Source organism: Noviherbaspirillum agri (assembly GCF_054780595.1).
On the sequence record NZ_BAAGWA010000013.1, the window covers coordinates 1 to 26100 of the forward strand.

At 62.0% G+C, this 26100-nt stretch carries 18 protein-coding genes and 1 pseudogene; 12 read left to right on the top strand and 7 right to left on the bottom strand.

The features are described 5' to 3' along the window. The 4 genes and pseudogenes from ACYVIA_RS17945 to ACYVIA_RS17960 all read left to right on the top strand — a co-directional run. A pseudogene (locus ACYVIA_RS17945) lies at window positions 1-127 on the top strand (IS630 family transposase); the annotation flags it as partial. Between the two features lie 54 nt (window positions 128-181). Further along, on the top strand, window positions 182-619 hold the full coding sequence (locus tag ACYVIA_RS17950; RefSeq protein WP_460843224.1) for a universal stress protein: 438 nt from the start codon (window positions 182-184) through the stop codon (window positions 617-619). Window positions 620-734: 115 nt separating this feature from the next. Continuing rightward, window positions 735-1661, top strand: coding sequence for a delta(1)-pyrroline-2-carboxylate reductase family protein (locus ACYVIA_RS17955; RefSeq protein WP_460843226.1), 927 nt, complete (start codon window positions 735-737; stop codon window positions 1659-1661). Window positions 1662-1965: 304 nt separating this feature from the next. Continuing rightward, window positions 1966-2460, top strand: coding sequence for a methyltransferase family protein (locus ACYVIA_RS17960; RefSeq protein ID WP_460843227.1), 495 nt, complete (start codon window positions 1966-1968; stop codon window positions 2458-2460). Between the two features lie 101 nt (window positions 2461-2561). Here the strand turns inward: ACYVIA_RS17960 and ACYVIA_RS17965 are convergent, their stop codons facing one another. From ACYVIA_RS17965 to ACYVIA_RS17985, 5 genes are all read right to left on the bottom strand, one after another. After that, a complete protein-coding gene (locus tag ACYVIA_RS17965) occupies window positions 2562-2936 on the bottom strand; it encodes a response regulator (protein ID WP_460843229.1) in 375 nt (124 codons plus the stop codon). Window positions 2937-2954: 18 nt separating this feature from the next. Further along, complete coding sequence (locus ACYVIA_RS17970; protein ID WP_460843230.1) at window positions 2955-6098, bottom strand: CHASE domain-containing protein; 3144 nt, start codon at window positions 6096-6098, stop codon at window positions 2955-2957. Between the two features lie 489 nt (window positions 6099-6587). Continuing rightward, complete coding sequence (locus ACYVIA_RS17975; protein ID WP_460843232.1) at window positions 6588-7298, bottom strand: class I SAM-dependent methyltransferase; 711 nt, start codon at window positions 7296-7298, stop codon at window positions 6588-6590. A gap of 48 nt (window positions 7299-7346) precedes the next feature. After that, window positions 7347-8036: a cytochrome b/b6 domain-containing protein gene (locus tag ACYVIA_RS17980; RefSeq protein WP_460843234.1), complete on the bottom strand. Its 690-nt coding sequence runs from the start codon at window positions 8034-8036 to the stop codon at window positions 7347-7349. Between the two features lie 63 nt (window positions 8037-8099). Continuing rightward, the gene (locus ACYVIA_RS17985; RefSeq protein ID WP_460843236.1) at window positions 8100-8555 is read right to left on the bottom strand and encodes a c-type cytochrome; all 456 of its coding nucleotides are present in this window, start codon (window positions 8553-8555) and stop codon (window positions 8100-8102) included. A 396-nt stretch (window positions 8556-8951) separates the two neighbouring features. Between ACYVIA_RS17985 and ACYVIA_RS17990 the strand changes: the two genes are divergently transcribed. The 8 genes from ACYVIA_RS17990 to ACYVIA_RS18025 all read left to right on the top strand — a co-directional run bounded on the left by ACYVIA_RS17990 (window position 8952) and on the right by ACYVIA_RS18025 (window position 18101). Then, entirely contained in the window at window positions 8952-9500 is a 549-nt protein-coding gene (locus ACYVIA_RS17990) for an outer membrane beta-barrel protein (protein ID WP_460843238.1), read from the top strand. Between the two features lie 612 nt (window positions 9501-10112). Further along, complete coding sequence (locus tag ACYVIA_RS17995) at window positions 10113-11540, top strand: efflux transporter outer membrane subunit (RefSeq protein ID WP_460843241.1); 1428 nt, start codon at window positions 10113-10115, stop codon at window positions 11538-11540. Then, entirely contained in the window at window positions 11533-12855 is a 1323-nt protein-coding gene (locus ACYVIA_RS18000; protein ID WP_460843243.1) for an efflux RND transporter periplasmic adaptor subunit, read from the top strand. Before ACYVIA_RS17995 ends, ACYVIA_RS18000 begins: the two co-directional genes overlap by 8 nt. Continuing rightward, entirely contained in the window at window positions 12852-13580 is a 729-nt protein-coding gene (locus tag ACYVIA_RS18005; RefSeq protein ID WP_460843245.1) for an ABC transporter ATP-binding protein, read from the top strand. The genes ACYVIA_RS18000 and ACYVIA_RS18005 overlap by 4 nt, the downstream gene beginning before the upstream one ends. Further along, window positions 13580-14782, top strand: a complete 1203-nt coding sequence (locus tag ACYVIA_RS18010; RefSeq protein ID WP_460843246.1) for an ABC transporter permease — start codon at window positions 13580-13582, stop codon at window positions 14780-14782. The genes ACYVIA_RS18005 and ACYVIA_RS18010 overlap by 1 nt, the downstream gene beginning before the upstream one ends. Further along, complete coding sequence (locus ACYVIA_RS18015) at window positions 14775-15029, top strand: hypothetical protein (RefSeq protein WP_460843248.1); 255 nt, start codon at window positions 14775-14777, stop codon at window positions 15027-15029. The genes ACYVIA_RS18010 and ACYVIA_RS18015 overlap by 8 nt, the downstream gene beginning before the upstream one ends. Before the next feature lie 301 nt (window positions 15030-15330). Continuing rightward, window positions 15331-17040, top strand: a complete 1710-nt coding sequence (locus ACYVIA_RS18020) for a methyl-accepting chemotaxis protein (protein WP_460843250.1) — start codon at window positions 15331-15333, stop codon at window positions 17038-17040. Window positions 17041-17120: 80 nt separating this feature from the next. After that, window positions 17121-18101: a sensor domain-containing diguanylate cyclase gene (locus tag ACYVIA_RS18025; RefSeq protein WP_460843253.1), complete on the top strand. Its 981-nt coding sequence runs from the start codon at window positions 17121-17123 to the stop codon at window positions 18099-18101. A 48-nt stretch (window positions 18102-18149) separates the two neighbouring features. Here ACYVIA_RS18025 and ACYVIA_RS18030 read toward each other — a convergent pair whose 3' ends face one another. Both ACYVIA_RS18030 and ACYVIA_RS18035 read right to left on the bottom strand, forming a co-directional pair. Further along, window positions 18150-23918, bottom strand: a complete 5769-nt coding sequence (locus tag ACYVIA_RS18030) for a HAMP domain-containing protein (protein WP_460843255.1) — start codon at window positions 23916-23918, stop codon at window positions 18150-18152. A gap of 49 nt (window positions 23919-23967) precedes the next feature. Beyond that, the gene (locus ACYVIA_RS18035; RefSeq protein WP_460843257.1) at window positions 23968-25803 is read right to left on the bottom strand and encodes a two-component system response regulator; all 1836 of its coding nucleotides are present in this window, start codon (window positions 25801-25803) and stop codon (window positions 23968-23970) included. Window positions 25804-26100: the final 297 nt, after the last annotated feature.

Here is a 26100-nt window from a genome sequence, read left to right on the forward strand (position 1 = left end):
CGCCATTCGGCATTACCTGAGAATCAATAACGCCGACCCCAAGCCGTTTGTCTGGACCAAATCCGCCGACGACATCCTGGCCAGCATCGAACGATTTTGTCTTCGAACTTCTAACTCAGGACACTAGCAGGAAAGCAGCCAAGCCTGGCAGGCGGGATTATCAGGCTGAAAGGAGCGAGACATGTTCAAGCATCTTCTGTTGCCGACCGATGGTTCCGCTGCCTCGGAAAGCGCCGTGCAGCAAGCCGTCGAGTTCGCCAGGGCGACCGGTGCAAAGATCACCGGCTTTCACGCAATGCCTGCATTCCATACCTTCACGACGAATCCCGACATGCTCGAGGATACGCGGGAGCAGTTCGAGAAGGATCGCGAAGAACAGGCGCGCAAATTCCTTGCTTCGATTGAGACCGCCGCACGCGAAGCGCGGGTGCCGTGCGAGGTGGTGCACAAGACCGCCGAACATCCGTATGAGGCGATCATCGACCTTGCCGCCGAGCGCGGATGCGACCTGATCGCTATGGCGTCACATGGGCGGCGCGGCATGAAAGGCCTGTTGATGGGCAGCGAAACGCAAAAAGTCCTGACTCACAGTACGATACCGGTGCTGGTGTACCGTTGAGCTTTCCTGATTTTTCCTGATTGAAGCCCGGTGCACGGCAGTCGTGGCCGCATGAAGATGGCGGCCACGATTTTTTGTGTTGATGCCCACCGGGCTCAGGAAAAAGGACCAATGCATGCAGATACTGGACGCCGCGCGCACCGCGCAAGCCCTTCCTTACGACAAACTGGTGCCCGCCGTGGCCCGTGCCGCGCATGAACTTGCCAACGGCAAGATCCGTGCGCCGGAACGCCAGCTAGTGCCGATCGATGCGTCCAGCGTGTTGCTGTGCATGCCGGCGATTGCCGACGACATTGGCGTGACCAAGCTGATCACGGTGCACGCCGGCAATGCCGTGCACGGGCTGCCTGCCATCCAGGGTGAAGTCATCGTCTTCGATACGGCAACCGGCCGTCGCATCGCCTTGCTCGACGGGCCGACGGTCACCGCGCGACGCACTGCGGCGGTGACCCTGCTTGGCATCGATGTGCTGGCCGCGAGGAAGCCGCAGTCGGCACTGCTCATCGGCGCCGGCGTACAGGCTGCTGCGCACGCCGAGGCGCTGATCGCGTATTTCGGTATCTCTGCATTCTGGCTGGCCGCACGCGACGCGTCCCGTGCACAGGCATTCGGGGAATCCCTTAAGCGCCGTTATCCGCATATCCATTTCCAGTCGATTGCGGCAGACTCGCTCGCAACGGAAGTGCCGGAAACTGATCTCGTGCTGGCATTGACGACGTCCAAAGTCCCCGTCATCCCCGCATCATTGGCGCCGCAGACGCTGGCGATCGGCGTGGGGGCGTTCAAGCCCGACATGGCCGAGTTCCCGCCGGAGCTGCTCCGCAGCCGCCGGGTTGTCGTCGATGACCTTGCCGGCGCACGACACGAGGCAGGCGACCTGCTGCAGGCCGGGATCGACTGGTCTGCCGTCAAGCCATTATCTGCAGTGCTGGACGGTAGCTGCAGGGGGCTGGAACCCATGCCCGTTCTCAAGACCGTGGGGCAGGCTTCATGGGATCTCGCCGCCGGCCGGGTCGCGGCTGCAAGCCTCGAGTCGCGTTGAAAGCCGTAGCAGATGGATTCCGGCAGCCTCTTGCTGCCCCAGCCAGCGCATAGTGCCCCTTATCGGCAAACAGATTTCGTGTTTTTCTCGCTGTTAAGTTGTGTTATAAGTGCTGCCACTTTCTCCCCGGTGCTCGTTACCCCGTGGTTCGCCCAGTACTTTCCGCTGATCTTTTCGCTGCTCTTAGTGCTGACAGGCGAACCCATGTCCATCTCGGCTTCCACGGCAGCCAGAAAGTGCGTATAACGGCAGTGCCGGCTTCTCCTGTACAAGGTGCGCGACGATGTTAAACGGACGTTTTGAAATGTATGACAAGCTAGGAATCAAGCCACGAAACCTGGAGGCGTTGGAAACCAGGGTTCCAGCTCCCGTCGTTGCGATTGCCATCGGGGTGGCAATGAAGCTGTACGCACATGCCGCCCACATTCCGATGGATAGTTGGCCGATCCTCGCCGAGGTCGGCGTCCGTCTCGCCCAGCTCAGCGCGGTCATTGCGGTCCTGGCCTTTGCCAGCTTTGCACTCGCCAGGACGACGATCAATCCGCGCCATCCTTCACGCGCATCGGCGCTTGTGACGAGCGGCGTCTATCGCGTTACGCGCAATCCGATGTACCTGAGTCTCCTGCTGCTTCTCGTTGCGTATGCGGCGCGCCTGGGCAGCTGGTCGGAAGGGCTGGGGCCTGTCTTGTTCGTGGCCTATGTCACGCGTTTCCAGATCATTCCGGAGGAAAGAGTGCTGGAGGCAAAATTTGGCGCCGCCTTCCTTGCGTACAAGGGGCGGACGCGCCGATGGATATGATTCTTCGCGTTTCCTGATCCGTCACGCCTTGTTGTCCGCAGTAGCGCTGCGCGCGGGCAGGGAAGTCATGGAGCTGCCTCGTTCCGAACGGGCGGCGCAGCTCAGCTTTTTGCGCCTCCGGCAAAGTGTTCGAGCGCGGTGGTGAGGTCGGCAAACTTGACCGGTTTGGGAAATACCATGTCAAATCCCGAGTCCAGTGCCTGCCGGCGGTCCTCCTCGGTCGCATAGCCGGATACCGCGATGAGCGGAACGCTGCCCAGTGCCGGATGGGCGCGCAGGCTGCGGGCAAAATCATGGCCGTTCATTTCCCCGGGCAATCCGATATCGCAGAAAATCAGGTCGGGTTTGTTCTGCTCCGCAATCTCAAGGCCGACTTTTGCTGTGAACGCGATCTCGGTCTCGCATCCCTTTATCTTCAGGATGTCGCTCAGGATGCGGGCAATATCGCGGTTGTCTTCAATCACTAGGACATTCATATTCGAGCCGTTGTTCGTTCAAACGCCTTGCGCTGCAGGGGTTTTCTGCAAGGTGGCCAGCGCCTTTTCAAGTTGTGCGAAATGGTAGGGTTTGGTCAGGACGACCGGATCTTTCTGGGAAAAACCGTTCAGCGTATCCCCGTAGCCGGTGGCGAAAATCACCTCGATATGCGGTTGGGCGGCGAGGGCCTTTTCCGCCAGCTGGATGCCGTTCATTCCCGGCAGATTGACATCTGTCAGCAATACGTCGATGCGCTTGTCGGAAAGAGCCTTCATCCCTTCCTCGGCAGTCGAAGCGCTCATTGCGGAATGTCCCATGATCCGCAGGAAGTGGATGGCGATCTGCCGCAGATCGTCGTTGTCTTCGACGACGAGAATGCTTAATGGAGTCTCGATACGGGCCTTGGGTTCCAGTCCCGCGTTCGCTTCGAGACTGTGGATCATGGTTTCGGCTGCGGCCTGCGGCGGAAACGGCTGGCTGCGGTCGGCGAGCACCTGGCGCACCTTGCGGGCAAGCTGCTGGCGCGTGTACGGCTTGCTGATGAGTTCGACGCCGGGGTCGAGCCGTCCGCCATGGACGATCGCGTTTTGCGTGTATCCCGACGTAAACAGGACCGCAAGCTCGGGCAACATCTCTTTTGCACGCTTGGCGAGTTCAGTGCTGCGCAGCGAACCGGGCATGACGACGTCTGTGAAGAGCAGGTCTACCTTGCTGCCTTGTTCGACGATGTCCAGGGCGCTTTGCGCATCACTTGCCTGCAGCACCTTGTATCCGAGGTCGCCGAGCATGCCGACTACCGTCGTGCGCACCTCATTGTCGTCTTCCACCACGAGCACCGTTTCGGAGCCGCCTGCCAGCGTTTCTGCGGTGCGGTCTTGCATTTCCTGTTCCGTGCCGAAGGAGCGCGGCAGGTAAATCCTGATCGTCGTGCCGTGACCAAGTTCGCTGTAGATGCGGATATGGCCGCCGCTCTGCTTGACGAAACCGTATGCCATGCTCAGGCCGAGACCGGTACCGACGCCTTCGGCCTTGGTGGTGAAGAAGGGCTCGAAGGCGCGTTCGGCGACCTCCGGCGCCATGCCGGAGCCGGTGTCCGACACGGCCAGCATCACATACTGTCCCGCGCGCATGCCGGGAATCAGCGAAACATATTCGTCATTGAGCACCGCGTTTTCGAGCTCGATGGTTAACCGGCCGCCGCCGGGCATCGCATCGCGGGCGTTGATCGCAAGATTGAGGATCACGTTCTCAAGCTGGTGCGGGTCGACCAGCGTGTTCCAGAGTCCGCCGCCTACCACCGTTTCGATATCGACTGCTTCGCCGACCGCCTGGCGCAACAGCTCGTCGATGTTGCGGAGCAGGCGCCGTGGATTCACGACGCGCGGCTCCAGCGGCTGGCGCCGCGCAAAGGCGAGCAGCTGCGTGGACAGCTTGGTGCCACGCTCGACGGCGTTCAAGGCATTTTGCACCAGGCGCTCCCGCTCGGATTCCGAGCCGCCGATGATCTTCAGCATTTCCATGTTGCCGGAGATGATCTGGAGCATGTTGTTGAAGTCGTGCGCAACCCCGCCTGTCAGCTTGCCGACGGCTTCCAGCTTTTGTGCATGCAGCAAGGCGGTACGCGCCTGGTCCAGCGCCTTCTGTCGCTGGGTTTCCCGACGCTCGGTTTCCTTGCGCTCGCTGATATCGCGGATGAACGCATTGGCGATGTAGCCGTCACCGACCTTGACCGCCGCGAGCGACAGCTCGACCGGGAAATGACCGCCACCACGGCGCGCAGCAATCAGTTCCCGGCGAATGTTGCGCACGGAGCCCGAGCTGTCGTCGAGGAAGCGTGCCATCCGCTCATGCGCAGCCGCGCGCTGCTCGGGCGGGATGAGCAGGTCGACCCCGTTCTTGCCGATGGCCTCGTTTGCTCGCCATCCGAAAATGCGCTCGGCCTGGCTGTTCCAGTCGGTAATGCGGCCTTTTGTATCGATAGCCACAAAAGCGTCATGCGTGTTTTCAAGAATGACCTTGATACGCCTTTGTTCAGCGTCCAGGCGTGCGTTGGACGACCGCAGCTCCTGCGTCATGCCGACTGCGATCTCTACCGCGCGCGTACGCCCTTGCGCCAGCATCCACACCAGCACCGCGAGCAGAAAGCTGATGCTGGTGCCGGCAACGGCAATGGTGGACGCCGTGATCGTTTCAAGGTCCGCTTCGAATTCAGGTGTCGATTGGGCGTCGATGGTCCAGGGGTGCCCGGCGATGTCGATCAGCCTTGTGGTCTTGAACAGGGGAACATGACCGGCAGGCTCGGCGCATCCGAAAAGGCAGGCATCGGCCGCCCGGGTGTCGCCATCGAAAATCCGGGTGTGCAGGTCTGCCGAGCGCTCGCCGCCGAGCCCGGCCATGAAGTCGATGGCGCGAAACGGTGCGTAGACCCAGCCGACGAGTGCATCGCGGCGTTGAGCCAGCGTGCTCAGGGGCGCGCCCAGCCGGTATACAGGCAGGTACATCAGGAAGCCGGACTGTATGTTCTTCTCGGCTTCCTGCACCAGCACCACGCGCCCCGAGAGGGCGGGGCGGCCGGTGTCGCGCGCCTGTTCCATTGCGGCGCGGCGCACCGGCTGTGTCCACATATCGAAGCCGAAGGCGCGCCGGTTCATCTCGGTGAAGGGTTCGATATGCGTGATCGAGGTATAGGTTTCACGTTCGCCCTCCGGCCAGATTGCATAGCCGGGAAAGCCTTCGCGCTGCACGGAGCGCACATGCGCTTCCTTTTGTGCCTTCGGAATCAATTCGGTGATCGCAACACCCTGGATACCCGGATGGCGCTCGGCCAGGCGCAGGCTCGCGGCGTAGTACGCGAATGCCTCGCGCTCGATGGTCATCGAACCGTTCAGCATTCCCTGGGTTGCGCGAAGGACCTGCTCGTAGGTGCCCATGCGGCGAATGATGTTTTCCGCAAGGTCTCGGACGCGGAAATCGAATTCCGCTTCCAGGTTCTTGTGCGCCGTGTATCGTGCATTTGCCCAGAGCGCGTAGACAACGGTGAGGGAGACGAGAAGTACCAAACCGGTCAGGACGACTGTCAGAGCACGGTTGACGGGTTTCATCCGCAGAACCGAAGGGGCAGCGATCAGGCCGGCATCAGCCGAAGAAACGTTAGAGCGCATTGTTTTACTTGTCTGGATAGTGATCTGGGCAGGAACGCCGGATTCCTGCGCTTTCCCGGTTGCTTGGTACGTACCTGGAAACCAGCGTCAGGTGCGCATGAAATTGGTGCTGAATGGCAATGTCGTCGGACAGGCAGCGGTAGGCGCACAGCATTATATGTGCATACCGCAATCGCCGCAGATGGAGGGAAACGCGTTGCCAACATGAGGAAAATTGGCGGAACCAGCGGCAGCGGAAGCGAGAGAAATTTCCGACCCGAAAAATTTGATGCAAGTGCCTGTGTGCAACCAGATCGCGCTTGTCGGATGAAATCGTCGTCCGTGCTCTTCCTCATGAAGGTTAAGACCGGAATACGCTTTATCCGTTTCCGTCACATCTGTTTTTCAGTCGCAGGCTATGCATGCCTTCCTGCAACGTGGGCACATAGGAACGAAAGCCGAATCCTGTCGACCGCGTACGGCGCCGGAGCCGGACCGCAGCGCAGATTGTCACGCCGGCAGGCGGCGCAACAGCCGTACGTGCATCGGGCGCGTGAAATGCGCACCGTCCGGCCCGCAGTGCGGGGCGAACGCCTTAGCCACCTCAGCGATCATGGCATCGTCGAGCTTGTGGTCGGCAAAGGTCGGACGCATCATTCGCGCTTCAAATTCCGGGAAGTCCTTGTAGGACACCGGCATGGCGAAGCGCCGTTCCGCCACCTGTTCCCATTTGCCGCCGGTGAGTGCGGTGTCGACCGCAGCCTGCGCGGCGGCACGGACGATGCCCTCGTCGTTGAACAGCCTGATCACCTCGTTCAGCGCGCCATCGTAAATCGGCTCCGACACATACAGATGCCCGTCGGGCTTCAGCACGCGCGCCACTTCATCGAGCGCGCGCGCCATAGCGGGCAGCGGCACGTGGTGCAGGGATTTGAGCATCAACGCGAGATGGAACGCGGCATCCGGAAACGGAATCGCTTCCGCGCCCGCGGCAACGAAGCGCAGCCCCTCTTGCGGAGCGGCGAGGTTCTTCACATGCTGGCGCTCATCCACCTCCAGCCCGGTCACCCGGCAGCCCGGATGGCGTTCGAGCAGCGTGCGCGCCATGCGTGCATTGCCGCAACCCAGTTCAATGATGTCGAGCCGCTCCAGCGGCACGAGCTCGGCAAGGATGGCCAGTTCGTCGTTGACAAGGGGAAGGGCGGTATCGATGTTCGTCATGATGTCCTTGCAGCTGCGGGAATGCGGTGTTTGTGGGCGGGATGCGCATTACCAGTTGGGCGTTTCGACTGGCGGCGGTGGCGGTGGTGGTGCAATCCATGCGCCGCTTGCTCCGTACATTGCCGCACCGGCCACGACAAGCGCAACGAGTACCGCCACGAGGCCGCCACCACGGGCGGGTTCGCCATCGGCGCTGTTCTTCCAGCCGGTGATCATGGGCTTGACCAGGTCCTGTTTTTTGAGAACGACATAGAAAACCACCGCAAGAATGTGCAGCACGACGAGACCGATCAGCACATTGGACAACTGGTGGTGAATGCCGGTGAGCGTGTTGCTCAGTTCGCGGCCAGCGACGTCGTAGAGCGGGCCGTAGAAGGAAATGTCGTCATTGGAGACGAGACCGCTTACCGACTGTACGAGGAGGACGGCGAGCAGCGCAAAGACGGACAGTGCGCCCAGCGGGTTATGTCCCGCGGTACGCAACTCGCCGCGCAAATAGGCGCGGATCCTTCCGGGCGTCGGCATGAACTGCGCGAACCGGGCGTAAGTTGAGCCCAGCAGCCCCCATACGATGCGGAAGGCAAGCAATCCAACGATCAGGATGCCGATGCGGCCATGCCAGACGATCAGGTTGCCACCGGCTTTTCCCGTGACGATGGCCGCCGTCACGGAAATGACGAGCGACCAGTGAAAGAGGCGCGTGGGCAGGTCCCAGATGCGTATGCGTTGATGATTCATCAATGGCTTTCCAAGTGAAAAAGGCGCCCGCAGGCGCCTTGAAGCAGGCACCAGCGGTGCCCGTCAGTCCTTGATCTTGAAGTCGTCGTGGCAGCCCTTGCAGGTGGCACCCAGCTTTCCGAGCTGTTGCTTGACTGCGCCTGCGTCGCCGGTAGCGGCTACCTTGGCCATTTCATTGGCTTCCTTGTTGAAGGCCATCGCTGCCTTGCCGAGCTTTTCCTTCTCGGTCCAGATCGCCGGCTTGGCGCGGGTCTGCTCCCAGCCCTTGCCCTTGTCGGTGCCGGGCAGGTAGAGCGCGCCCATGCCGGAGTTGGCGATTGCCTGGATGGCGTTGGCGGACTTCACGACCTCATCCTTGTCGAACTTACCTTCGACATTGGCCTTGATGCGCTGCATGTTCCAGGCCATGAAACCGTAGCCGGACTGGCGGAACTTGATCGCGTCTTCAGGCTTGAGCTGTGCGCCGGCGGTTCCGGCGATCGTGGCGGCGAGCAGAGCAATGACCAGTTTTTTATTCATCTGTACTTCTCCATGTGTAAAAAAGGCGACGGGAACTCCCCGGTCGGTGCAAGCGGATGCTGTCGCCGAGGACAGATCCGTATTCTTATCAAGAAGCATGCCATCTGGAAACGGCAGGACAGTATACGAAAAATCAACGATTTACGTGCGAGCACCGTTCTGCCAGCTGCCGGTATGCACGCACATGCTGCCAACAATGGCAGCAGTGGCAGGCAAGCCCGCGCCAAGTGTAGCGAAAAATGCGCTGCGGACTTGGTGACCCAGGTTACATACGCAGGAAAAGGAAGTCGTTAGCATGCTGGCAGCCGTGCGGAAACCGTTTCCGCGCGAGTCAGCAAGCCAGTGCGAAGCCGCAAGCGGCTCGCTCCCTATCCAGGAAAAGGAATACCCGAAGCCATGAAAAAGACTCTTCTCGCCGTCGCACTGTCATCCCTGTCGCTTGCCGCGGCAGCCCAGGAATGGCGGTTCGCTCCCGGCCTCAAGGATCCCAGCTTCAAGCACGAACCGACCATCGCAGCCACCGTCGGCGCGATCAAGCCGAATGGTGGCGGCGACACCGCCACTGCCTATGGCGTGGAGCTGAACTTCAACTGCGGCCTGTTCCAGTCGCCCGACAACCGCATCCGCACGCATCTGAGCGTGAGCCGGGCGGATGAAGACGATGTCGACGCAACGATGGTCGAACTGTCGCCGCGCTATACCGTGCCGCTGTCCAACGGCTTCTCCGTCGGTGTCGGCCCGAGCATCGGTGCAGTGCGCGTGAATCCGGCCGCGGCCGGTGCGGATACCGAAACGGTATTCGCCTATGGCGTCGTTGCCGGCCTCAACTATCGTTCTGGTGGCCTCTATGCGGGGCTGGACCTCGGCGTACGGCGCACGACAGAAAAGAGCGGCATCGATTTCGACAGCCGTGGCGCGACGCTGAAGGTCGGCTACAACTTCTGAACGGCCAACCCGACGGCAGTACGCCAGTAGATAACTGGCCCAAGTGCAGGGGGCAGCCTGTGGCGAAGCTGCGCCGCATGCCGTGCTCCTTGCACTCTCCTGCGGCGATGCATTGCTTTCAGCGGCGGGATCGCTGTCGGATCATCGCCAAAACGCTCACTCCATCCATCACATCTTTCCGCACCGCGCTCGCTTTGCCCCCGACAGCCTGACACATTTCGATACGAGCGCGACAAACGCCATACACATGGCGCGACTACGATTTTCCCGATCGAAAAGCAGAATCGATGCAGAAGGAGAAGCACGGACGGGATACTTCGCTTCGCCCCTGCTTGCGTCGTCCAATGTGATTTGTCCTTGATTACGGCCCCCGCTGATGCACCCGCAGGCGCAAGACCCGAAATGTTTGATCTGGCGCATACAAGTTGCAGCTGGCCATCCAGTACCCTGTCCTGATGACCGGTCTCGTCCAATGTTTCTTCTTCTCGCGGGAATACGTTCCGGTCGCATATTGGAGTCATCGCCAGAATGCGCAAGAAAATGAATTGCATCGGCAGCCGACAAACAAGGTTGGCGACGAGGCTGGTAGAAGAGGGAGCGCAGTCTCCGAGCTTGCGAAAGCATGCAGCGCGCCTGTCATTTCTGATCCTCGCAGCGGCACTTTCGGGCTGCGCTGCCGTCGGCCCGGACTATCGCCTGCACGAGGTCGCCGCCCCGGCGACATGGCACGCCGATATCGCTGGTGGCCTCCCGTTGGAAACGGCCGGTCCGGAAGCGAACGCGCAATGGTGGCGCCAGTTTGATGACGCCGCGCTGTCGGAGTTGATCGAAAAGGCGCTTGTTGCGAATCCCGACCTGCGCAGCGCCCAGGCAGCATTGCGTGAGGCGCGGGCCCGCCGTGCCGCTGCAGGCGCAGCCTTTTTTCCCGTTGTTGGCGCATCCGTCTCCGGCCGGCGCACGTCGCCCGCATCACCGGCAACGGGGAGGGAACTGTATTCCGCAGGTTTCGATGCACGCTGGGAGCCGGACATTTTCGGCGGCACTCGCCGTGCCATGGAGGCGGCCGAGGCGGACTTGCAGGCCAGCGAAGCGACGCTGGCCGCGACGCAGGTATCGCTTGTTGCCGAACTTGCGCTCAACTATGTGGAATTGCGTGCGACGCAGGCGCGGCTCGCAATTGCACGCAACAATCTGGGCAGCCAGTCCGAAACCCTGCAACTGACCGACTGGCGCGTGCAGGCCGGCCTGGTTGGCTCGCTCGAACTGGAGCAGGCAAGGGCAAACCTCGAACAGACCCGCGCGCAAATTCCGCTGCTGGAAACCAGCCTTGTCGAAGCGCAGAACCGCCTCGCGATCCTGATCGCCGCCGCGCCCGGCACGCTGAACGAAAGGCTCGCACAGCCCCGTGCAATCCCGGCCATGCCGGAAAAACTGGCCGTCGGCATCCCCGCCGACACCTTGCGCCGCCGCCCGGATGTGCACGCCGCAGAACGGCGGCTCGCCGCACAAACGGCGCGCGTCGGGCAGGCCCAGGCCGCGCGTTATCCCGGCTTCAGCCTGACGGGCTCCATCGGGCTGGATTCGCTGACCTTCGACCGGCTGGCCGACGGCACGGTGACGCGTTCCTTCATCGCATCGATTGCGACGACGATTTTCGATGCCGGCCGGCTGAAGCAACAGGTTGTCGTACAGGACGCGGTGCGCGAGCAAGCCATGGTCGCGTACGAGTCGGCCGTGCTGACCGCGCTGGAGGAGGTCGAGAACGGCCTGGTTGCCTTCGCCCGCAGCAAGGAGCGCCAGGCGGCGCTGCTTGCTGCCGCTCAGTCCGCCCGCAACGCTGCGCAACTCGCGCGCCAGCGCTATCTAGGGGGCGTCATCGATTTCCAGACCGTGCTCGACACCGAGCGCAGCGTGCTTGCCATCGAGGATTCGCTTGCTGCGGCACAGGCCGACGGCGCCGCCGCGTCAATCCGGCTCTACAAAGCGCTTGGCGGAGGCTGGACACCGATTGCGGCATCGACAACAGAACGGAATGAATGACGCCTCCATGAACGACAACCGGACATCACGAAAAAAAGAGATCGCGACCATGCTGCAGGTGGGCGGCGGACAGGGAGCACTTTCCGGCCGGCGCCGCTGGATCGCCGCTGGTCTGCTGATTGCGCTACTCGCAGCCATTGCCGTGGGTGTTACGCGATTCGGGGGCGATGAGCAGACTACGCGCTACCTGACGGAACAGGTCACGAAGGGCAATCTGGTCGTCACCGTTTCCGCCACCGGTACCTTGCAGCCGACCAACCAGGTCGATGTCGGCAGTGAATTGTCGGGCACCATCGAGAACGTGTTCGTCGACGACAACGACCGGGTGAAGAAGGGGCAGCCGCTTGCCCGCCTTGATATCTCCAAGCTGCAGGACCAGGTGACGAAGTCGAAGGCGGCTCTCGTTGCCGCCGAAGCGCAGGTGCAGCAGATGCAGGCCACGGTCGAGGAAGCCCGTGCCAACCTTGCCCGGCTGCGGCAGGTGGCGGAGCTCTCCGGCGGCAAGGTGCCGTCCAGGGCGGAACTGCAGACTGCGGAGGCGGTGCTCAAGCGCGCCATCGCAAACGAGGCTGCAGCGCGAGCATCGGTCGGGCAGGCGCGCGCGACGGTGAAGTCGGATGAAACCAATCTCGGCAAGGCGACGATCCGCTCGCCGATCGATGGCGTTGTGCTCGTGCGCAAGGTGGAGCCCGGCCAGACGGTTGCCGCCTCGCTGCAGGCGCCGGTGCTGTTTACGCTCGCGGAAAACCTCAAGCAGATGAAGCTGGAGGTGGATGTCGACGAGGCCGATGTCGGGCAGGTGCGGGATGGGCAGAGGGCAAGCTTCCGCGTGGACGCCTATGCCAACCGCGACTATCCGTCGAAGATCGTGCGCACCTCGTACGGCTCGCAGATCAAGGAAGGCGTGGTGTCCTACCTCACGGTGCTCGAAGTCAATAATGACGATCTCAGCCTGCGCCCGGGCATGACCGCCACCGCCGCGATCGTCACGGCGGCGAAGGAGAACGTGTTGCTGGTGCCGAATGCGGCGCTGCGCTTCACGCCGCCGAGCGCGCAGCAACCGGCAAAAGCGGACAGCCGGGGGCTGGTCGGCAGCATCATGCCGCGCCCACCGTCGAGCGGCGTCAGGAAAAGGAACACCGATACCGGCGCAGGCAAGGGCGGCGCGCAGCAGGTGTGGATATTGCGTGACGGGCAACCGGTCCCGGTATCGGTGACCGTCGGTGCGAGCGACGGGCGGGTGACTGAAGTGGTCAATGGTGACCTGCAACCGGGCATGGAAGTTATCACCGAAAGCCTGGGTACCGCCCAATGAGCGGCATCGACGAACGGCCCGGAACGGATGGCCCGCTGATCCGGTTTGCGGGCGTGACCAAGACCTTCGGCGAGGGCGCGGCCGCCTTCCAGGCCTTGCGCGGCGTCGACTTCTCGATCGAAGAGGGGGAGTTCGTCGCGATCATGGGGCCGAGCGGGTCGGGCAAGTCGACGGCGATGAACATCCTTGGCTGCCTCGATACGGCGAGTTCTGGAGAATATTTCTTTTCCGGCGTTCCCGTTCATGCGCTGGGCCGCAAGCAGCGTGCGCTGCTGCGCCGGAATTATCTCGGCTTCGTGTTCCAGGGGTTCAACCTGCTGGGGCGTACTTCGGCACTGGAGAATGTGGAGCTGCCGCTGGTGTACCGCGGCATGGCTGCCGCCGAACGGCACAAAGCCGCGCAGGCGGCGCTGGACGCCGTGGGACTGAAAGGATGGGAAAAGCATGTGCCGGCGCAACTGTCGGGCGGCCAGCAACAACGCGTGGCGATTGCGCGCGCGATTGTCACCGACCCCATCGTGCTGCTCGCCGACGAGCCGACCGGTAATCTCGACACCGCGCGCAGCCGCGAAATCATGGAGTTGCTGTCCGCGCTGAACCGCGACAAGGGCATCACGATCCTGATGGTCACGCACGAACCTGACATGGCGGCCTATGCGCGGCGCATCATCCGCTTCGTCGATGGCAAGGTGGAGTCGGATATCCGTCAAGAGGAGCATGCCTGATGTTCTGGAATACCCTGTTGCTGGCCGTGCGGGAGATCCGGCGCAACCTGATGCGCTCCTTCCTCACGATCCTCGGCATCGTGATCGGCGTGGCGGCGGTGATCACCATGGTTACGCTGGGCAACGGCGCAACGCGTTCGGTGCAGGACCAGATTGCATCGATGGGCAGCAACCTGCTGATGGTGCTTCCCGGGCAACGGCTGGGACCGATGGCCGGCGGCGCGCCGCAGTTCAAGGTGACGGATGCGGAAGCGATCGAGCAGCAGATCAGCGGCCTGCGCGCGGTGGCGCCAGTTGCCAGCAGGGCGGTGACGGCGGTACGCATGGCCAAGAACTGGTCCACCGGCGTGACCGGCACGACCGCCGACTACTTCGAGATCAGCCGCTGGCGGCTGGCAAGCGGACGGGTATTCAATGCGGCGGAGGAGCGTGCAGGCAAGGCTGTCTGTGTCATCGGCGAAACGGTGCGGCGCGAGTTGTTCGGTCGGCAAAACCCGATCGGCGAGGCGATCCGGATCAAGCAATTCTCCTGCGAGGTGATCGGGCTGCTGACGTCGAAAGGACAATCGACGATGGGATCGGACCAGGACGACACGATCATCATGCCCTTGCGCACGGTGCAGCGGCGGCTGACCGGCACGCAGGATGTACGGATGCTGCAGGTATCGGTGATGGACGGCGTCTCCATCGAACGCACAAAGGACAGCGTGCGGCAGTTGATGCGGGAACGGCGCAAGATTGCCGGCAACGAGGATGACAACTTTACCGTGATGGATACCAGGCAGATCACCGAGACGCTGACGGCGACGACGAAGATCATCACCGCCTTGCTGGGCGCGGTCGCAGCCGTCAGCCTGATGGTGGGCGGTATTGGCATCATGAACATCATGCTGGTGTCGGTCACCGAGCGGACGCGGGAAATCGGTATCCGACTCGCCATCGGTGCGCTGGAGCGCGAGGTACTGCTGCAGTTCCTGATCGAGGCGGTAGTCCTGTCCAGCCTGGGCGGCGTGGTCGGCATTATCGTGGCGACGCTTGCGTCCATCGGTCTTGCGCAACTGATGCAGGTGCCTTATCTGTTCAACCTGAAAGTCAATGCGCTGTCGTTCATGTTCTCGGCCGCAATCGGCGTCGTGTTCGGCTACTTCCCGGCACGGCGCGCCGCGCGTCTGGATCCGATTGAGGCACTGCGGCATGAATAAGCGGAACATCGATGATGACGAAACGGCATCCTTTGGATTGCCGAATGCACATGTTTATGACGGTTTTTGGCATTTACGGTATTTCTACGGTAAAGGGCGATGCGCTGCGTCCAATTTCTGTACATCGGGATTTTCCGTCCTGAAACTGGACAGCTCGACCTTGGAAGATTTGTTTTCCCTGAATCCCCGTTTCACCCCTTGGTTGTTGGATGAAAAGGGAATGTGGCTCGGTTATCCGGTGCTGTAGAAACACCAACTTCCGGTTCGCATTGCGCCGGCATGGTGTCCAGACAGAATACATATTCCCGTTTTTTCCCACCTACCCACAACGGCAACAGATGTTTCCGTGTGGAAAAAATCATTTTCCTTCGCTACACTGGGCCGAGTGCGTTCTGTGGGCAATCCGCGCGCAATGCTTAATGCATGGATTGCAAGGCGGGCACGCATTGCAGTCCCACCTCGATAAAAAGTGAGCACAACAAGACCGGGCAATACCAGTCCGGCTGGCGGTGTCCAATTCACCGCACACCACAACAGGGAGACAACCAGTGAATCTGCGTACGGTTCGTATCGGTACGAGGCTCGGTATCGGCTTCGGCATCATTCTCGTCATGGTGATCTGCGTTCTTCTCGCAGACATCGTCATCAGTGCAAACAGCAGGCGCCAGCAACATGACGGCATGACGCATGCGAACGCCAAGGCGGTCATCGCCAACGCCATGCGCGGAGCGATCCTCGAGGGCGGCATCGCCATGCGCAACGTCGGCCTGCAGTATTCCACGCCCGACATGGAGCGCGAGGAAGCCAAGGCTCAGGTGCAGCGCAAGCGATTTGAAGAGGTGCATGCCAAACTGCTTGCGATGGGCCTCAATCCGGAGGAAAAGGCGATCGTTGCCACCATCGCGGACCTGCAGAAGCAGACGGACGCACCGTTCACGGAAGCGATCCAGAAGGTCAAGGATTATGCAAACGAATCCGCCGGCAAGCTGATCTCTTCTCAGATCGATCCGCTCAACCAGAAGGCGATCGCCGAGATCGACAAGCTGGTCGGGATGCAGCAAAAAGCAGTGGACCAGCTGCTGGAGAGTTCGGAAGCGGCCGGGCAGCGCCTGACGTATCTGCTTATCGCCATGGGGGTGGTGGCCGTTGTCGTCGGTGGCTTGCTGTCGGCAATCATCACCCGCAGCATCATCGGTCCGCTGCAGGACGCGGTCGGCGTCGCAAAGAAGGTTGCCGCCGGCAAGCTCGGGGCACAGATCGGCATCGCCGGGAAGGACGAGACGACGGAGCTGCTGCGTGCACTGAAGGAAATGGACGACAACCTTGCGCGCATTGTCAGCCAGGTGCGGGCGGGGACAGACGAGATCGCGCATGCGTCGAACGACATCGCCGCAGGCAATGCAGACCTGTCCGGCCGGACGGAAGCACAGTCCAGCGCGATCGAGGAAACCGCATCGACGATGGAAGAACTGACCTCCACCGTCAAGCACAATGCCGACAACGCGCAACAGGCCAACCAGCTCGTGCAGTCGGCGTCGGAAACCGCAGTCAAGGGCGGCGAAGTGGTGGGGCGCGTGGTCGAGACGATGAGCTCCATCAAGGACAGTTCGCGCAAAATCGTGGACATCATCGGCGTCATCGACGGCATCGCCTTCCAGACCAATATCCTTGCGCTCAATGCCGCGGTGGAAGCGGCGCGTGCAGGCGAGCAGGGCCGCGGTTTTGCCGTGGTCGCTGCGGAAGTCCGGACGCTGGCGCAGCGCTCGGCGCAGGCCGCCAAGGAAATCAAGGACCTGATCAGCGACTCGGTAGCGAAGGTCGAGAGCGGCAATGCGCTCGTGGGCGAGGCCGGCGAGCAGATGCAAGAGATCGTCTCCGCCGTCAAGCATGTGGCCGACATCATGAACGAGATCACCGCCGCAAGCCGGGAGCAGAGCAGCGGCATCGAGGAAATCAACCGTGCAATTGCGGCGATGGATGAAATGACGCAGCGCAATGCCGAGCTGGTCGAGCAATCCGCAATCTCGGCCGCGGCGATGCAGGAACGCGCAGCCGCTCTGGGCATGACGGTGTCGGCATTCGATGTCGGCGGCAAGCCTGCGCCAGCCGACGCACGCGTTCCCGCCGTGAAGACGGAGCCGTCGATCCGGCACCTGAACAACCAGGCGGGAAGTGGCCAGACACAGGCGCCCGACACGACGGAACAGGCGCTGCCGCCGCCCGTGCGGACGACGCGTGTGGGCTTCAGCAGAGGGTAGCCGTCGCCGCAAGTCCGCGGGCAATCCAGTACGGCTGCGTGACGCGGCAACGCAGACAGGGAGGGAGCATCTCCGGAGATATGCAACATACCGTCCATGACACCTTGCGTGAGGAACTGGAAAAATACCGGCGCCTGTTCCAGGCGACGCCGGACTATGCGACGTTTTCCAACCTGGAGACGGGGCTGTTCCTCGATGTGAATCCGGGGTTCGAGAACATGATCGGCTACCGCCGCGAGGAAGTGATCGGCAGGACGGCCGCGAGCATCGGTCTGTGGGTCAGCCCGGAGGATCGCAGGGCCGCCGTGGAGCGGCTGAAGCAACGCCCCTCGGAGAAAATCTCCATCGTCACGCGTTTTCGCCGCCGCAATGGCGAAAGCGTTCTCGTCGAAGCGTCGCTCTCCACGTTCCGCATGCAGGGTGAACTGCTGCTGGTGGCCAGCGTACGCGACATCACGGAGCGCCACCGGGCGGAGCAGGAGCTGCTGCAATACCGGAACCAGCTGGAGCAGCTGGTCGCGCAGCGCACGGCGGAGCTTGAGGAAGCGATGCGCCGCCTGCATGAGCTGTCGGTCAACGACGAACTGACCGGCGTGGGAAACAGGCGCGATCTCAACAGCAAGCTGGAGCTGGAGCGGCAGCTGTTCGAGCGGACAGGGCTGCCGTTCAGCATCGCCGTCCTCGACCTCGATGGTTTCAAGGCGGTCAATGACCGCTTGGGCCATTCTGTGGGAGATGAAGTGATCAAGACCTTTGCCGGCCTGGTCAAGAGGGAGATGCGGTCGACGGATTACCTTGCGCGTTATGGCGGCGACGAGTTCGTCATCATGCTGCGCGGTGTGTCGGCTGGTGCGGCGATAGCGCCGCTGCAAAGGATCTGCGAAGCGGTTGCCGCGCATGACTGGTCGCTGCTGACGCCCGGCATGTCCTTGTCGACTTCGATCGGCGTGGCGGCCGTACACGCCGATGAAACCGTCGACGACACCTTCAGCCGCGCAGATGCAGCGCTCTACGACGCCAAGTTGGGCGGCAAGAACCGCGTCGTGGCAGGCGAGCGCTGAAGGCGGCTAGTCCGGTACACCCTCGGGCGCAGTCCATTTGCGGTGGCGTCACCGGTGCAGCCACACCCGCATCAGCGACAGCAGTTTGGCCGGATCGACCGGCTTGGTGATGTAATCCGACGCACCGGCGGCAATGCATTTGTCGCGGTCGCCCTTCATCGCCTTGGCGGTCAGCGTGATGATCGGCAGCGACCTGAACTCCGGCAGCCCGCGTATCGCCCGCATCGTGTCGTAGCCGTCCATCTCCGGCATCATGATGTCCATCAGCACGATCTCGATGCCGGGATCGGAGCGCAGCACTTCGATGCCGTCGCGCCCGTTTTCCGCAAACAGCACGGTCATCTCGTGACGCTCCAGCACCGAGCTGAGCGCGAAGATGTTGCGCAGGTCGTCATCCACCACCAGCACCTTGCGGCCGGCAAGTGCGGCGTCGCTTGACTCCGCGCGTTCCAGCATGCGGCGCTGTGCGTCGGGCATGCTGGCCGGCGAACGGTGCAGGAAGAGCGAGGTCTCCGCCACGAGCCGCTCCGGTGAGCGGGCATCCTTGATGATGACCTTGTTCGCCACGCGGTGCAGCGCCGCCATGTCCTCCGGGTTGAGGTCGGAAGCGGTATAGACGACGATCGGCAGGTCGCGCAGCTGCTCGTTCAATGCGATGGTTTCGAGCAGATCGGGGCCGTCGATATCCGGCAGCCGGAGGTCGAGAACGACGCAATCGAAATGCGCGGCCTTCATGCGTTCCAGCCCCTCGGCACCGGTAGCGACCGCTTCGATGTGCACGTCGATTTCACCGATCAGTTCGACGATGGCGGCGCGCTGCAGCGGGTCGTCCTCGACCACGAGCAGGCGGCGCTTGCCACCGGCGGCGAACTGGTGGATGCGCTCCAGTTCATGCTGGAGTTGTGCCGGCCTCACCGGTTTCTCAAGGAAGGAAAAGGCACCGCTGCGCATCGCGCGTGCACGTTCCTTTTGTTGCGACAGGACATGGACCGGGATATGCCGCGTCCACGGATCGCGCTTCAAGCGGTCGAGCACGAGCATGCCATCCGTGCCGGCCTGGTCGATGTCGAGCAGAATGGCGGAGGGCAGGTAATCGCGGGTCAACGGCAGTGCAGCGTCAGGTTGCGGCGCGACGATGCCCTTGAAATTCCGTTCCCGTGCCTGCTCCAGCAGGATGCTTGCCATCTGCTGGTCTTCCTCGACAATCAGGACTGCCGGATCGCCCGGTGCAACGAGAGCGCGGTCATCGGCTGGCGAGTGTTCGTCGCTGGCGACGGCGACAGGCTCCTCGACCAGCACGTCGCTGTCGGCGGATTCCATGCCGGCTTGCTGCACGGTGGCATGTTCGGCTGCCGGCCTGGATTCATTCTGCAGCGGGTACGCGACATTCTCGTTGACGGCTGGTGTGGCGAGGCTTCGCTGTCGCGGGAAATCGTAAGTGGCATGACCTTCCCGCTGGTACGGCAGGTACAGCGTAAAGGTGCTGCCGACACCGACCGCACTTTCGACGCGGATCTCGCCGCTCAACAGGCGCGCCAGTTCGCGGCTGATCGACAGGCCCAGCCCGGTGCCGCCGTACTTGCGCGCGGTGCTGCCGTCGGCCTGCTGGAACGCCTCGAAGATCAGTTGCAGCTTGTCGGCCGGAATGCCCACGCCGGTATCGGTCACCGAGAACGCCAGCACCGCATCGGCGCCGGCCAGGCTCGGATGATCCGGCGTCCAGCCGCCGTGGGCGATGCCGATCTTCATCGACACCGTGCCGTGGTTGGTGAACTTGAACGCATTCGACAGCAGGTTCTTCAGGATCTGCTGCAAGCGTGTGGTGTCGGTGCGCAACGACGGCGGCAGGCTGCGGTCGAGCTCGATCGCGAAGTCGATTCTCTTCGCCTCGGCCATGTGCCGGAACGTGCGCTCCACATACGCGCGCAGCGTCTCGAAGCGGTAGTCGCTAACTTCCAGCGTCACGGTGCCGGACTCGATCTTCGACAGGTCGAGGATGTCGTTAATCAGCGTCAACAAATCGCTGCCGGAGCCGTAGATCGTCTTCGCAAACTCGACCTGCGTGTCGGTCAGGTTGCCTTCCGGGTTGTCCGACAGTTGTTGTGCGAGGATCAACAGGCTGTTGAGCGGTGTGCGCAATTCATGCGACATGTTCGCCAGGAACTCGGACTTGTACTTCGATGACAAGGTTAGCTGCGTCGCCTTTTCTTCCAAGGCGCGCTTGGCCTGTTCCACTTCGCGGTTCTTGCGCTCGACCTCGATGTTCTGGTCGGAAAGGAGCCGCGCCTTGTCCGCCAGTTCCTGGTTGGTCTGCTGCAACTCCTGCGCCAGCGACTGCGACTGCGTCAGCAGGCTTTCGGTGCGGCTGTTGGCTTCGATCGTGTTCAGCACCACGCCGATCGATTCCATCAGCTGGTCGAGGAACGACAGGTGGGTTTCGGTGAAGCGGTCGAGCGACGCGATCTCGATGACGGCCTTGACCTGCTGCTCGAACAGGATCGGCAGCACGACGATGTTGGTCGGCGGCGCGGCGCCCAGCCCGGACGACACCTTGATGTAGTCGCGCGGCACGTTGGTGAGCCAGATCCGCTGTTTTTCCAGCGCGCACTGGCCGACCAGCCCTTCGCCGGGTGCAAACGCGTTCGGCACCTTGTTGCTGGTGCGGTAACCGTAGGACGCGATCATGCGCAGCCGCGCTTCCGGCTCTGCCGCATCCATCATGTAGAACACGCCGTGGTGCGCCGACACCAAGGGCGCCAGTTCCGACAGGATCAGCGTGGTCACCGCCGACAGGTCGCGCTGGCCCTGCAACAGGCGGGTGAAGCGGGCGAGGTTGGTTTTGAGCCAGTCCTGCTGCGCATTCTTTTGCGTGGTTTCCTTCAGGTTGCGGATCATCTCGTTGATGTTGTCCTTCAGGTCCGCCACCTCGCCGCGCGCTTCGACCTGGATCGAGCGTGACAGGTCGCCGCGCGTGACCGCCGTTGCCACTTCGGCAATCGCGCGCACCTGCGTGGTCAGGTTCGCCGCCAACTGGTTCACGTTCTCGGTCAAATCCTTCCAGGTACCGGCCGCACCCGGCACCGATGCCTGGCCGCCGAGCTTGCCTTCGACGCCCACTTCGCGCGCGACCGTGATCGCCTGTTCGGCGAACACCGCTAGCGTATCGGTCATTTCGTTGATGGTGTTGGCCAGCGCCGCGATCTCGCCGCGCGCGGCCACGGTGAGCTTCTTCTTCAGGTCACCGTTCGCCACCGCGGTCACCACGCCGGCGATACCGCGCACCTGCGCGGTCAGGTTCGCCGCCATGAAGTTCACGTTGTCGGTCAAGTCCTTCCAGGTGCCGGCGGCACCCTCGACCTGCGCCTGGCCGCCGAGCTTGCCTTCGGTGCCCACTTCGCGCGCCACGCGCGTCACCTCCGACGCAAACGACGACAGCTGGTCCACCATCACGTTGATCGTGTCCTTCAACTCCAGGATCTCGCCCTTCACGTCGACGGTGATTTTTTTCGACAGGTCGCCGCGGGCGACCGCGGTGGTCACCGCAGCGATATTGCGCACCTGGCCAGTCAGGTTGGATGCCATGAAATTCACGTTGTCCGTGAGGTCTTTCCACGTGCCGGATGCGCCCGGCACATTGGCCTGTCCGCCGAGGCGGCCTTCGGTGCCCACTTCGCGTGCCACGCGGGTGACTTCAGATGCGAAGGAACGCAGCTGGTCCACCATCACGTTGATGGTGTTCTTCAGCTCCAGGATTTCTCCCTTGACATCGACAGTGATCTTCTTCGACAAGTCACCATTAGCCACCGCCGTCGTCACCTCCGCGATGTTGCGCACCTGTCCGGTCAGATTGCCGGCCATCGAGTTGACCGAGTCGGTGAGATCCTTCCAGGTACCCGCCACACCCGAAACGTTTGCCTGGCCGCCGAGCTTGCCTTCGGTACCCACCTCGCGCGCCACGCGTGTCACTTCGGATGCAAACGACGAGAGCTGGTCGACCATCACGTTGATGGTGTTTTTGAGTTCGAGGATCTCGCCTTTTACGTCCACGGTGATCTTCTTCGACAAGTCTCCGCGCGCCACGGCGGTGGTCACATCGGCGATGTTCCGCACCTGCCCCGTGAGGTTCGATGCCATGAAGTTAACGTTGTCGGTCAGGTCCTTCCACGTGCCGCCGACGCCGCGCACCTGCGCCTGTCCACCGAGCTTGCCTTCCGTGCCCACCTCGCGCGCCACACGAGTCACTTCCGACGCGAAGGAATTGAGCTGATCCACCATCACGTTGATGGTGTTCTTCAGTTCCAGGATTTCACCTTTCACGTCAACCGTAATCTTCTTCGACAAGTCACCATTAGCCACCGCAGTCGTCACGTCCGCGATGTTGCGCACCTGCGCGGTCAGGTTGCCTGCCATCGAGTTCACCGAATCGGTGAGGTCCTTCCAGGTACCGGCAACGCCGGAAACATTGGCCTGTCCGCCAAGCTTGCCTTCGGTGCCTACCTCGCGTGCGACGCGGGTCACTTCCGAGGCGAAGGAAGACAGCTGATCCACCATTACGTTGATCGTGTCTTTCAGTTCACGGATTTCTCCTTTGACGTCAACCGTGATCTTTTTCGACAGATCGCCGCGCGCCACGGCAGTGGTCACTTCCGCAATGTTACGGACCTGGCCGGTCAGGTTGGAGGCCATGAAGTTCACGTTGTCGGTGAGGTCCTTCCAGGTACCGGCGACGCCGGGCACGTTCGCCTGCCCGCCGAGCTTGCCCTCGGTGCCGACTTCGCGCGCCACGCGCGTGACTTCCGAGGCAAATGCGGAGAGCTGGTCCACCATCACGTTCATGGTGTCCTTCAGTTCCAGGATCTCGCCCTTGACGTCGACCGTGATCTTTTTCGACAGGTCGCCGCGCGCCACGGCGGTGGTTACTTCCGCAATGTTGCGCACCTGCGCCATCAGGTTGGAAGCCATGAAGTTGACGTTGTCGGTCAGGTCCTTCCATGTGCCGCCGACACCGGGCACGTTCGCCTGGCCGCCGAGGCGGCCTTCGGTACCGACTTCGCGCGCCACGCGCGTTACCTCGGAGGCGAAGGAACGCAGCTGGTCCACCATCGTGTTGATCGTGTCCTTCAGCTGCAAAATCTCGCCGCGCACGTCCACGGTGATTTTCTTCGACAGGTCGCCGTTCGCCACGGCGGTGGTCACTTCGGCAATGTTGCGCACCTGCGAGGTCAGGTTGCCGGCCATGAAGTTCACGGAATCGGTCAGGTCCTTCCAGGTACCCGCCACGCCTTTGACCTGCGCTTGCCCGCCGAGCTTGCCTTCGGTACCGACTTCGCGCGCCACGCGCGTTACTTCGGATGCAAAAGAGGAGAGCTGGTCCACCATCGTGTTCGCGGTCGACGCCGCGCGCAGGAATTCGCCTTTCAGCGGCTGGCCTTCGACCTCGAGTGACATGGTCTGCGACAGATCGCCCTTGGCCACGGCACCGATCACGCGTGCCATTTCGGTGGTCGGCCGCACCAGGTCGTCGATCAGCGCGTTGACGGATTTGACGATTTCCGACCAGCCGCCGCAGACATGCGGCACCGATGCGCGCTGCCCGAGACTGCCTTCGCGCCCCACCACGCGGCTGACGGTGGTGATGCCTTCGACCATCTGCTCGTTGGTCTCGATGATGTCGTTGAGCGTGTCGGCGACCTTGCCGGCAAGGCCGGTCCAGTCGGATGGCATGCGTGCTGAAAAATCACCTTTCTTCAGTGCTTTCAAGGTGTCGAGCAGGACCTTGACGTCGAGCTCTTCGCACATGTCGGATCTCGTGTCCATTGCGGCACTTTCCTTTTGATTTGAGATTGTGAGCTTCGGGAGGCGCGGTTCAGGCGCTGCTTGCCTGTAGCAGCTGCTCCGCGAGCGCATCGGCGGGGAGGGGCCTGCTGTAGAAATAGCCCTGGTGCTCTTCGCAACCCAGTTCGCGCAGGATGTTCAATTGCTGTTCGGTTTCCACGCCTTCGGCGACGACATGCATTGCCAGCGCGCGCGCCATATTGACGATGGCCTGGACGATCGCGTTGTCGCCGAGGTCCTTGCCGAGGTCGCGCACAAAGGACTGATCGATCTTCAGGATGTCGATCGGCAGCGCCTTCAGCACCGAGAGCGAGGAGTAGCCGGTACCGAAGTCGTCGATCGCAATCGAGATGCCGGTATCGCTGATCTGGCGCAGTACGGCAGTCGCCTTTTGCACATCACGGATCACCAGCGATTCGGTGATTTCGAGCTGGAGGCTGGATGCGGGAATTTCGTAGCGCCGCAGTGCGCGGGAGATCACTTCCGGCAGGTCGGCATAAATCTGCGGGATGGCGATATTCACCGCGATCGGAATCTCGGGCAAGGGATGGCCTGCATCCTGCCAGCGTCGCGCCTGCGCGCAGGCTGCGGAGATCACCCATTCGCCGATGGGGACGACCTGCTTTGTGTCGGTCGCGGCGGGAATGAACTGTCCGCCACTTAACAGGCCGAGCCGCGGATGGTGCCAGCGCAATAGCGCTTCCAGCCCGACAGTGCGCCCGCTGGCTGCATCCACCTTGGGCTGGTAATACAGTTCAAACTCGTCATTCTCGAGCGCATGCTGCAGCTCATGTTCGAGCTGGGAACGCTCGATCATGCGCGCATTGAGTTCTTCATGGAAGAATTGCGCGCCGCCGCGGTGCTCCTGCTTCGCGTGGTACATCGCGAGGTCGGCGGATCGCATCAGTGCCTGCATGTTCGTACCATCCTGCGGATACAGGCTGATGCCGACACTGGCGGATGTCCGAACGATCTGGTCGTCGACGTCGAAGGGGGTGGAAATCGTCTTCACGATCTTGTTGGCGACTTCGCCTGCTGCTGCGTAGGAGGGCAGGTCTTCCATCAGCACCACGAATTCGTCGCCGCCGAGGCGGGCGATGATATCGGACTCGCGGACCGCCCGGCGGATGCGTTTGGCGGCCTGCAGCAGCAGCTCGTCGCCGGCATGGTGTCCAAGTGTGTCGTTGATGCTCTTGAACTTGTCCATGTCGAGGAACAGCAGCGCCAGCCGCTGTCCATTGCGCGCCGCGCGGTAAATGGCGTGCTCCAGGTGCTCGGTCAGCGAACGGCGATTCATGAGGCCGGTGAGCGGGTCGCGCGTCGCGAGTTCATGCGCGCGCTGCTCCGCCTGGCGGCGTTCCATGATCTCCGTTTCCAGCGCAGCGTTGATGCGCTTTAAATCCTTTACCTGCTGCAACTGCAGGTCGCGATTCATCGCGGCCATCTGTTCACGCTGCATCTGCAGCAGCATGTTTTTCTTGGCAAGCTCGATGAACACCGAGACCTTGCTATAGAGAATTTCCGGCACGACGGGACTGATCAGGTAGTCGGCGGCGCCGTGCTGGTACCCCTTTAGGCGATTGAATTCGTCGGCGTAGTGCGCCGTAATGAAAATGATCGGAACGGATGCCGCGCGAGGATGTGAGTGAATGGTTTCTGCGGTTTCGAAGCCGTCCATGCCGGGCATGCTGACGTCAAGCAGAATGACCGCGAACTGATGGTCGAGCACGGCGCGCAAGGCTTCCGCACCGGAAGTGGCCGTGATCACCTGGTACTCATGCGAGCCCGGTGCCGACTTCAATAACGTCTTTAAAGCGAGAAGACTGGCCGGATGATCGTTAACGAGGAGTATCTTGGGTTTATGCAACTTTATCTCCGAATCCCTATAAGCTGATCGCGAGCGCGATCCTCGAAAGCAACTTCGAGATTTCTTAGAAGGATGAAAATGCCCAACGTTCCCTTAATCCCCGACAAATCGTTCTTGCGGAATGAAGATTCGGTTCGGCAAGGTGAACTTTAGGGAAAATGGAGTAGGACAAAGTGACGGCGATCAATATCCGAGCCGTCCCAAGACAGACAACCCGTGCCCTTGTTGAAACCGCGCAAGATTCGACGACAGTTGCTGCCATACGGTGAGCAAACGCGTCTCTTTCCACGCCTACAG

What these genes read in the sequence shown, in the direction of transcription:
- ACYVIA_RS17950 (WP_460843224.1), top strand. Translation starts at nt 182, where the DNA reads ATGTTCAAGCATCTTCTGTTGCCGACCGATGGTTCCGCTGCCTCGGAA.
- ACYVIA_RS17955 (WP_460843226.1), top strand. Translation starts at nt 735, where the DNA reads ATGCAGATACTGGACGCCGCGCGCACCGCGCAAGCCCTTCCTTACGAC.
- ACYVIA_RS17960 (WP_460843227.1), top strand. Translation starts at nt 1,966, where the DNA reads ATGTATGACAAGCTAGGAATCAAGCCACGAAACCTGGAGGCGTTGGAA.
- ACYVIA_RS17965 (WP_460843229.1), bottom strand. Translation starts at nt 2,936, where the DNA reads ATGAATGTCCTAGTGATTGAAGACAACCGCGATATTGCCCGCATCCTG.
- ACYVIA_RS17970 (WP_460843230.1), bottom strand. Translation starts at nt 6,098, where the DNA reads ATGCGCTCTAACGTTTCTTCGGCTGATGCCGGCCTGATCGCTGCCCCT.
- ACYVIA_RS17975 (WP_460843232.1), bottom strand. Translation starts at nt 7,298, where the DNA reads ATGACGAACATCGATACCGCCCTTCCCCTTGTCAACGACGAACTGGCC.
- ACYVIA_RS17980 (WP_460843234.1), bottom strand. Translation starts at nt 8,036, where the DNA reads ATGAATCATCAACGCATACGCATCTGGGACCTGCCCACGCGCCTCTTT.
- ACYVIA_RS17985 (WP_460843236.1), bottom strand. Translation starts at nt 8,555, where the DNA reads ATGAATAAAAAACTGGTCATTGCTCTGCTCGCCGCCACGATCGCCGGA.
- ACYVIA_RS17990 (WP_460843238.1), top strand. Translation starts at nt 8,952, where the DNA reads ATGAAAAAGACTCTTCTCGCCGTCGCACTGTCATCCCTGTCGCTTGCC.
- ACYVIA_RS18000 (WP_460843243.1), top strand. Translation starts at nt 11,533, where the DNA reads ATGAATGACGCCTCCATGAACGACAACCGGACATCACGAAAAAAAGAG.
- ACYVIA_RS18005 (WP_460843245.1), top strand. Translation starts at nt 12,852, where the DNA reads ATGAGCGGCATCGACGAACGGCCCGGAACGGATGGCCCGCTGATCCGG.
- ACYVIA_RS18010 (WP_460843246.1), top strand. Translation starts at nt 13,580, where the DNA reads ATGTTCTGGAATACCCTGTTGCTGGCCGTGCGGGAGATCCGGCGCAAC.
- ACYVIA_RS18015 (WP_460843248.1), top strand. Translation starts at nt 14,775, where the DNA reads ATGAATAAGCGGAACATCGATGATGACGAAACGGCATCCTTTGGATTG.
- ACYVIA_RS18025 (WP_460843253.1), top strand. Translation starts at nt 17,121, where the DNA reads ATGCAACATACCGTCCATGACACCTTGCGTGAGGAACTGGAAAAATAC.
- ACYVIA_RS18030 (WP_460843255.1), bottom strand. Translation starts at nt 23,918, where the DNA reads ATGGACACGAGATCCGACATGTGCGAAGAGCTCGACGTCAAGGTCCTG.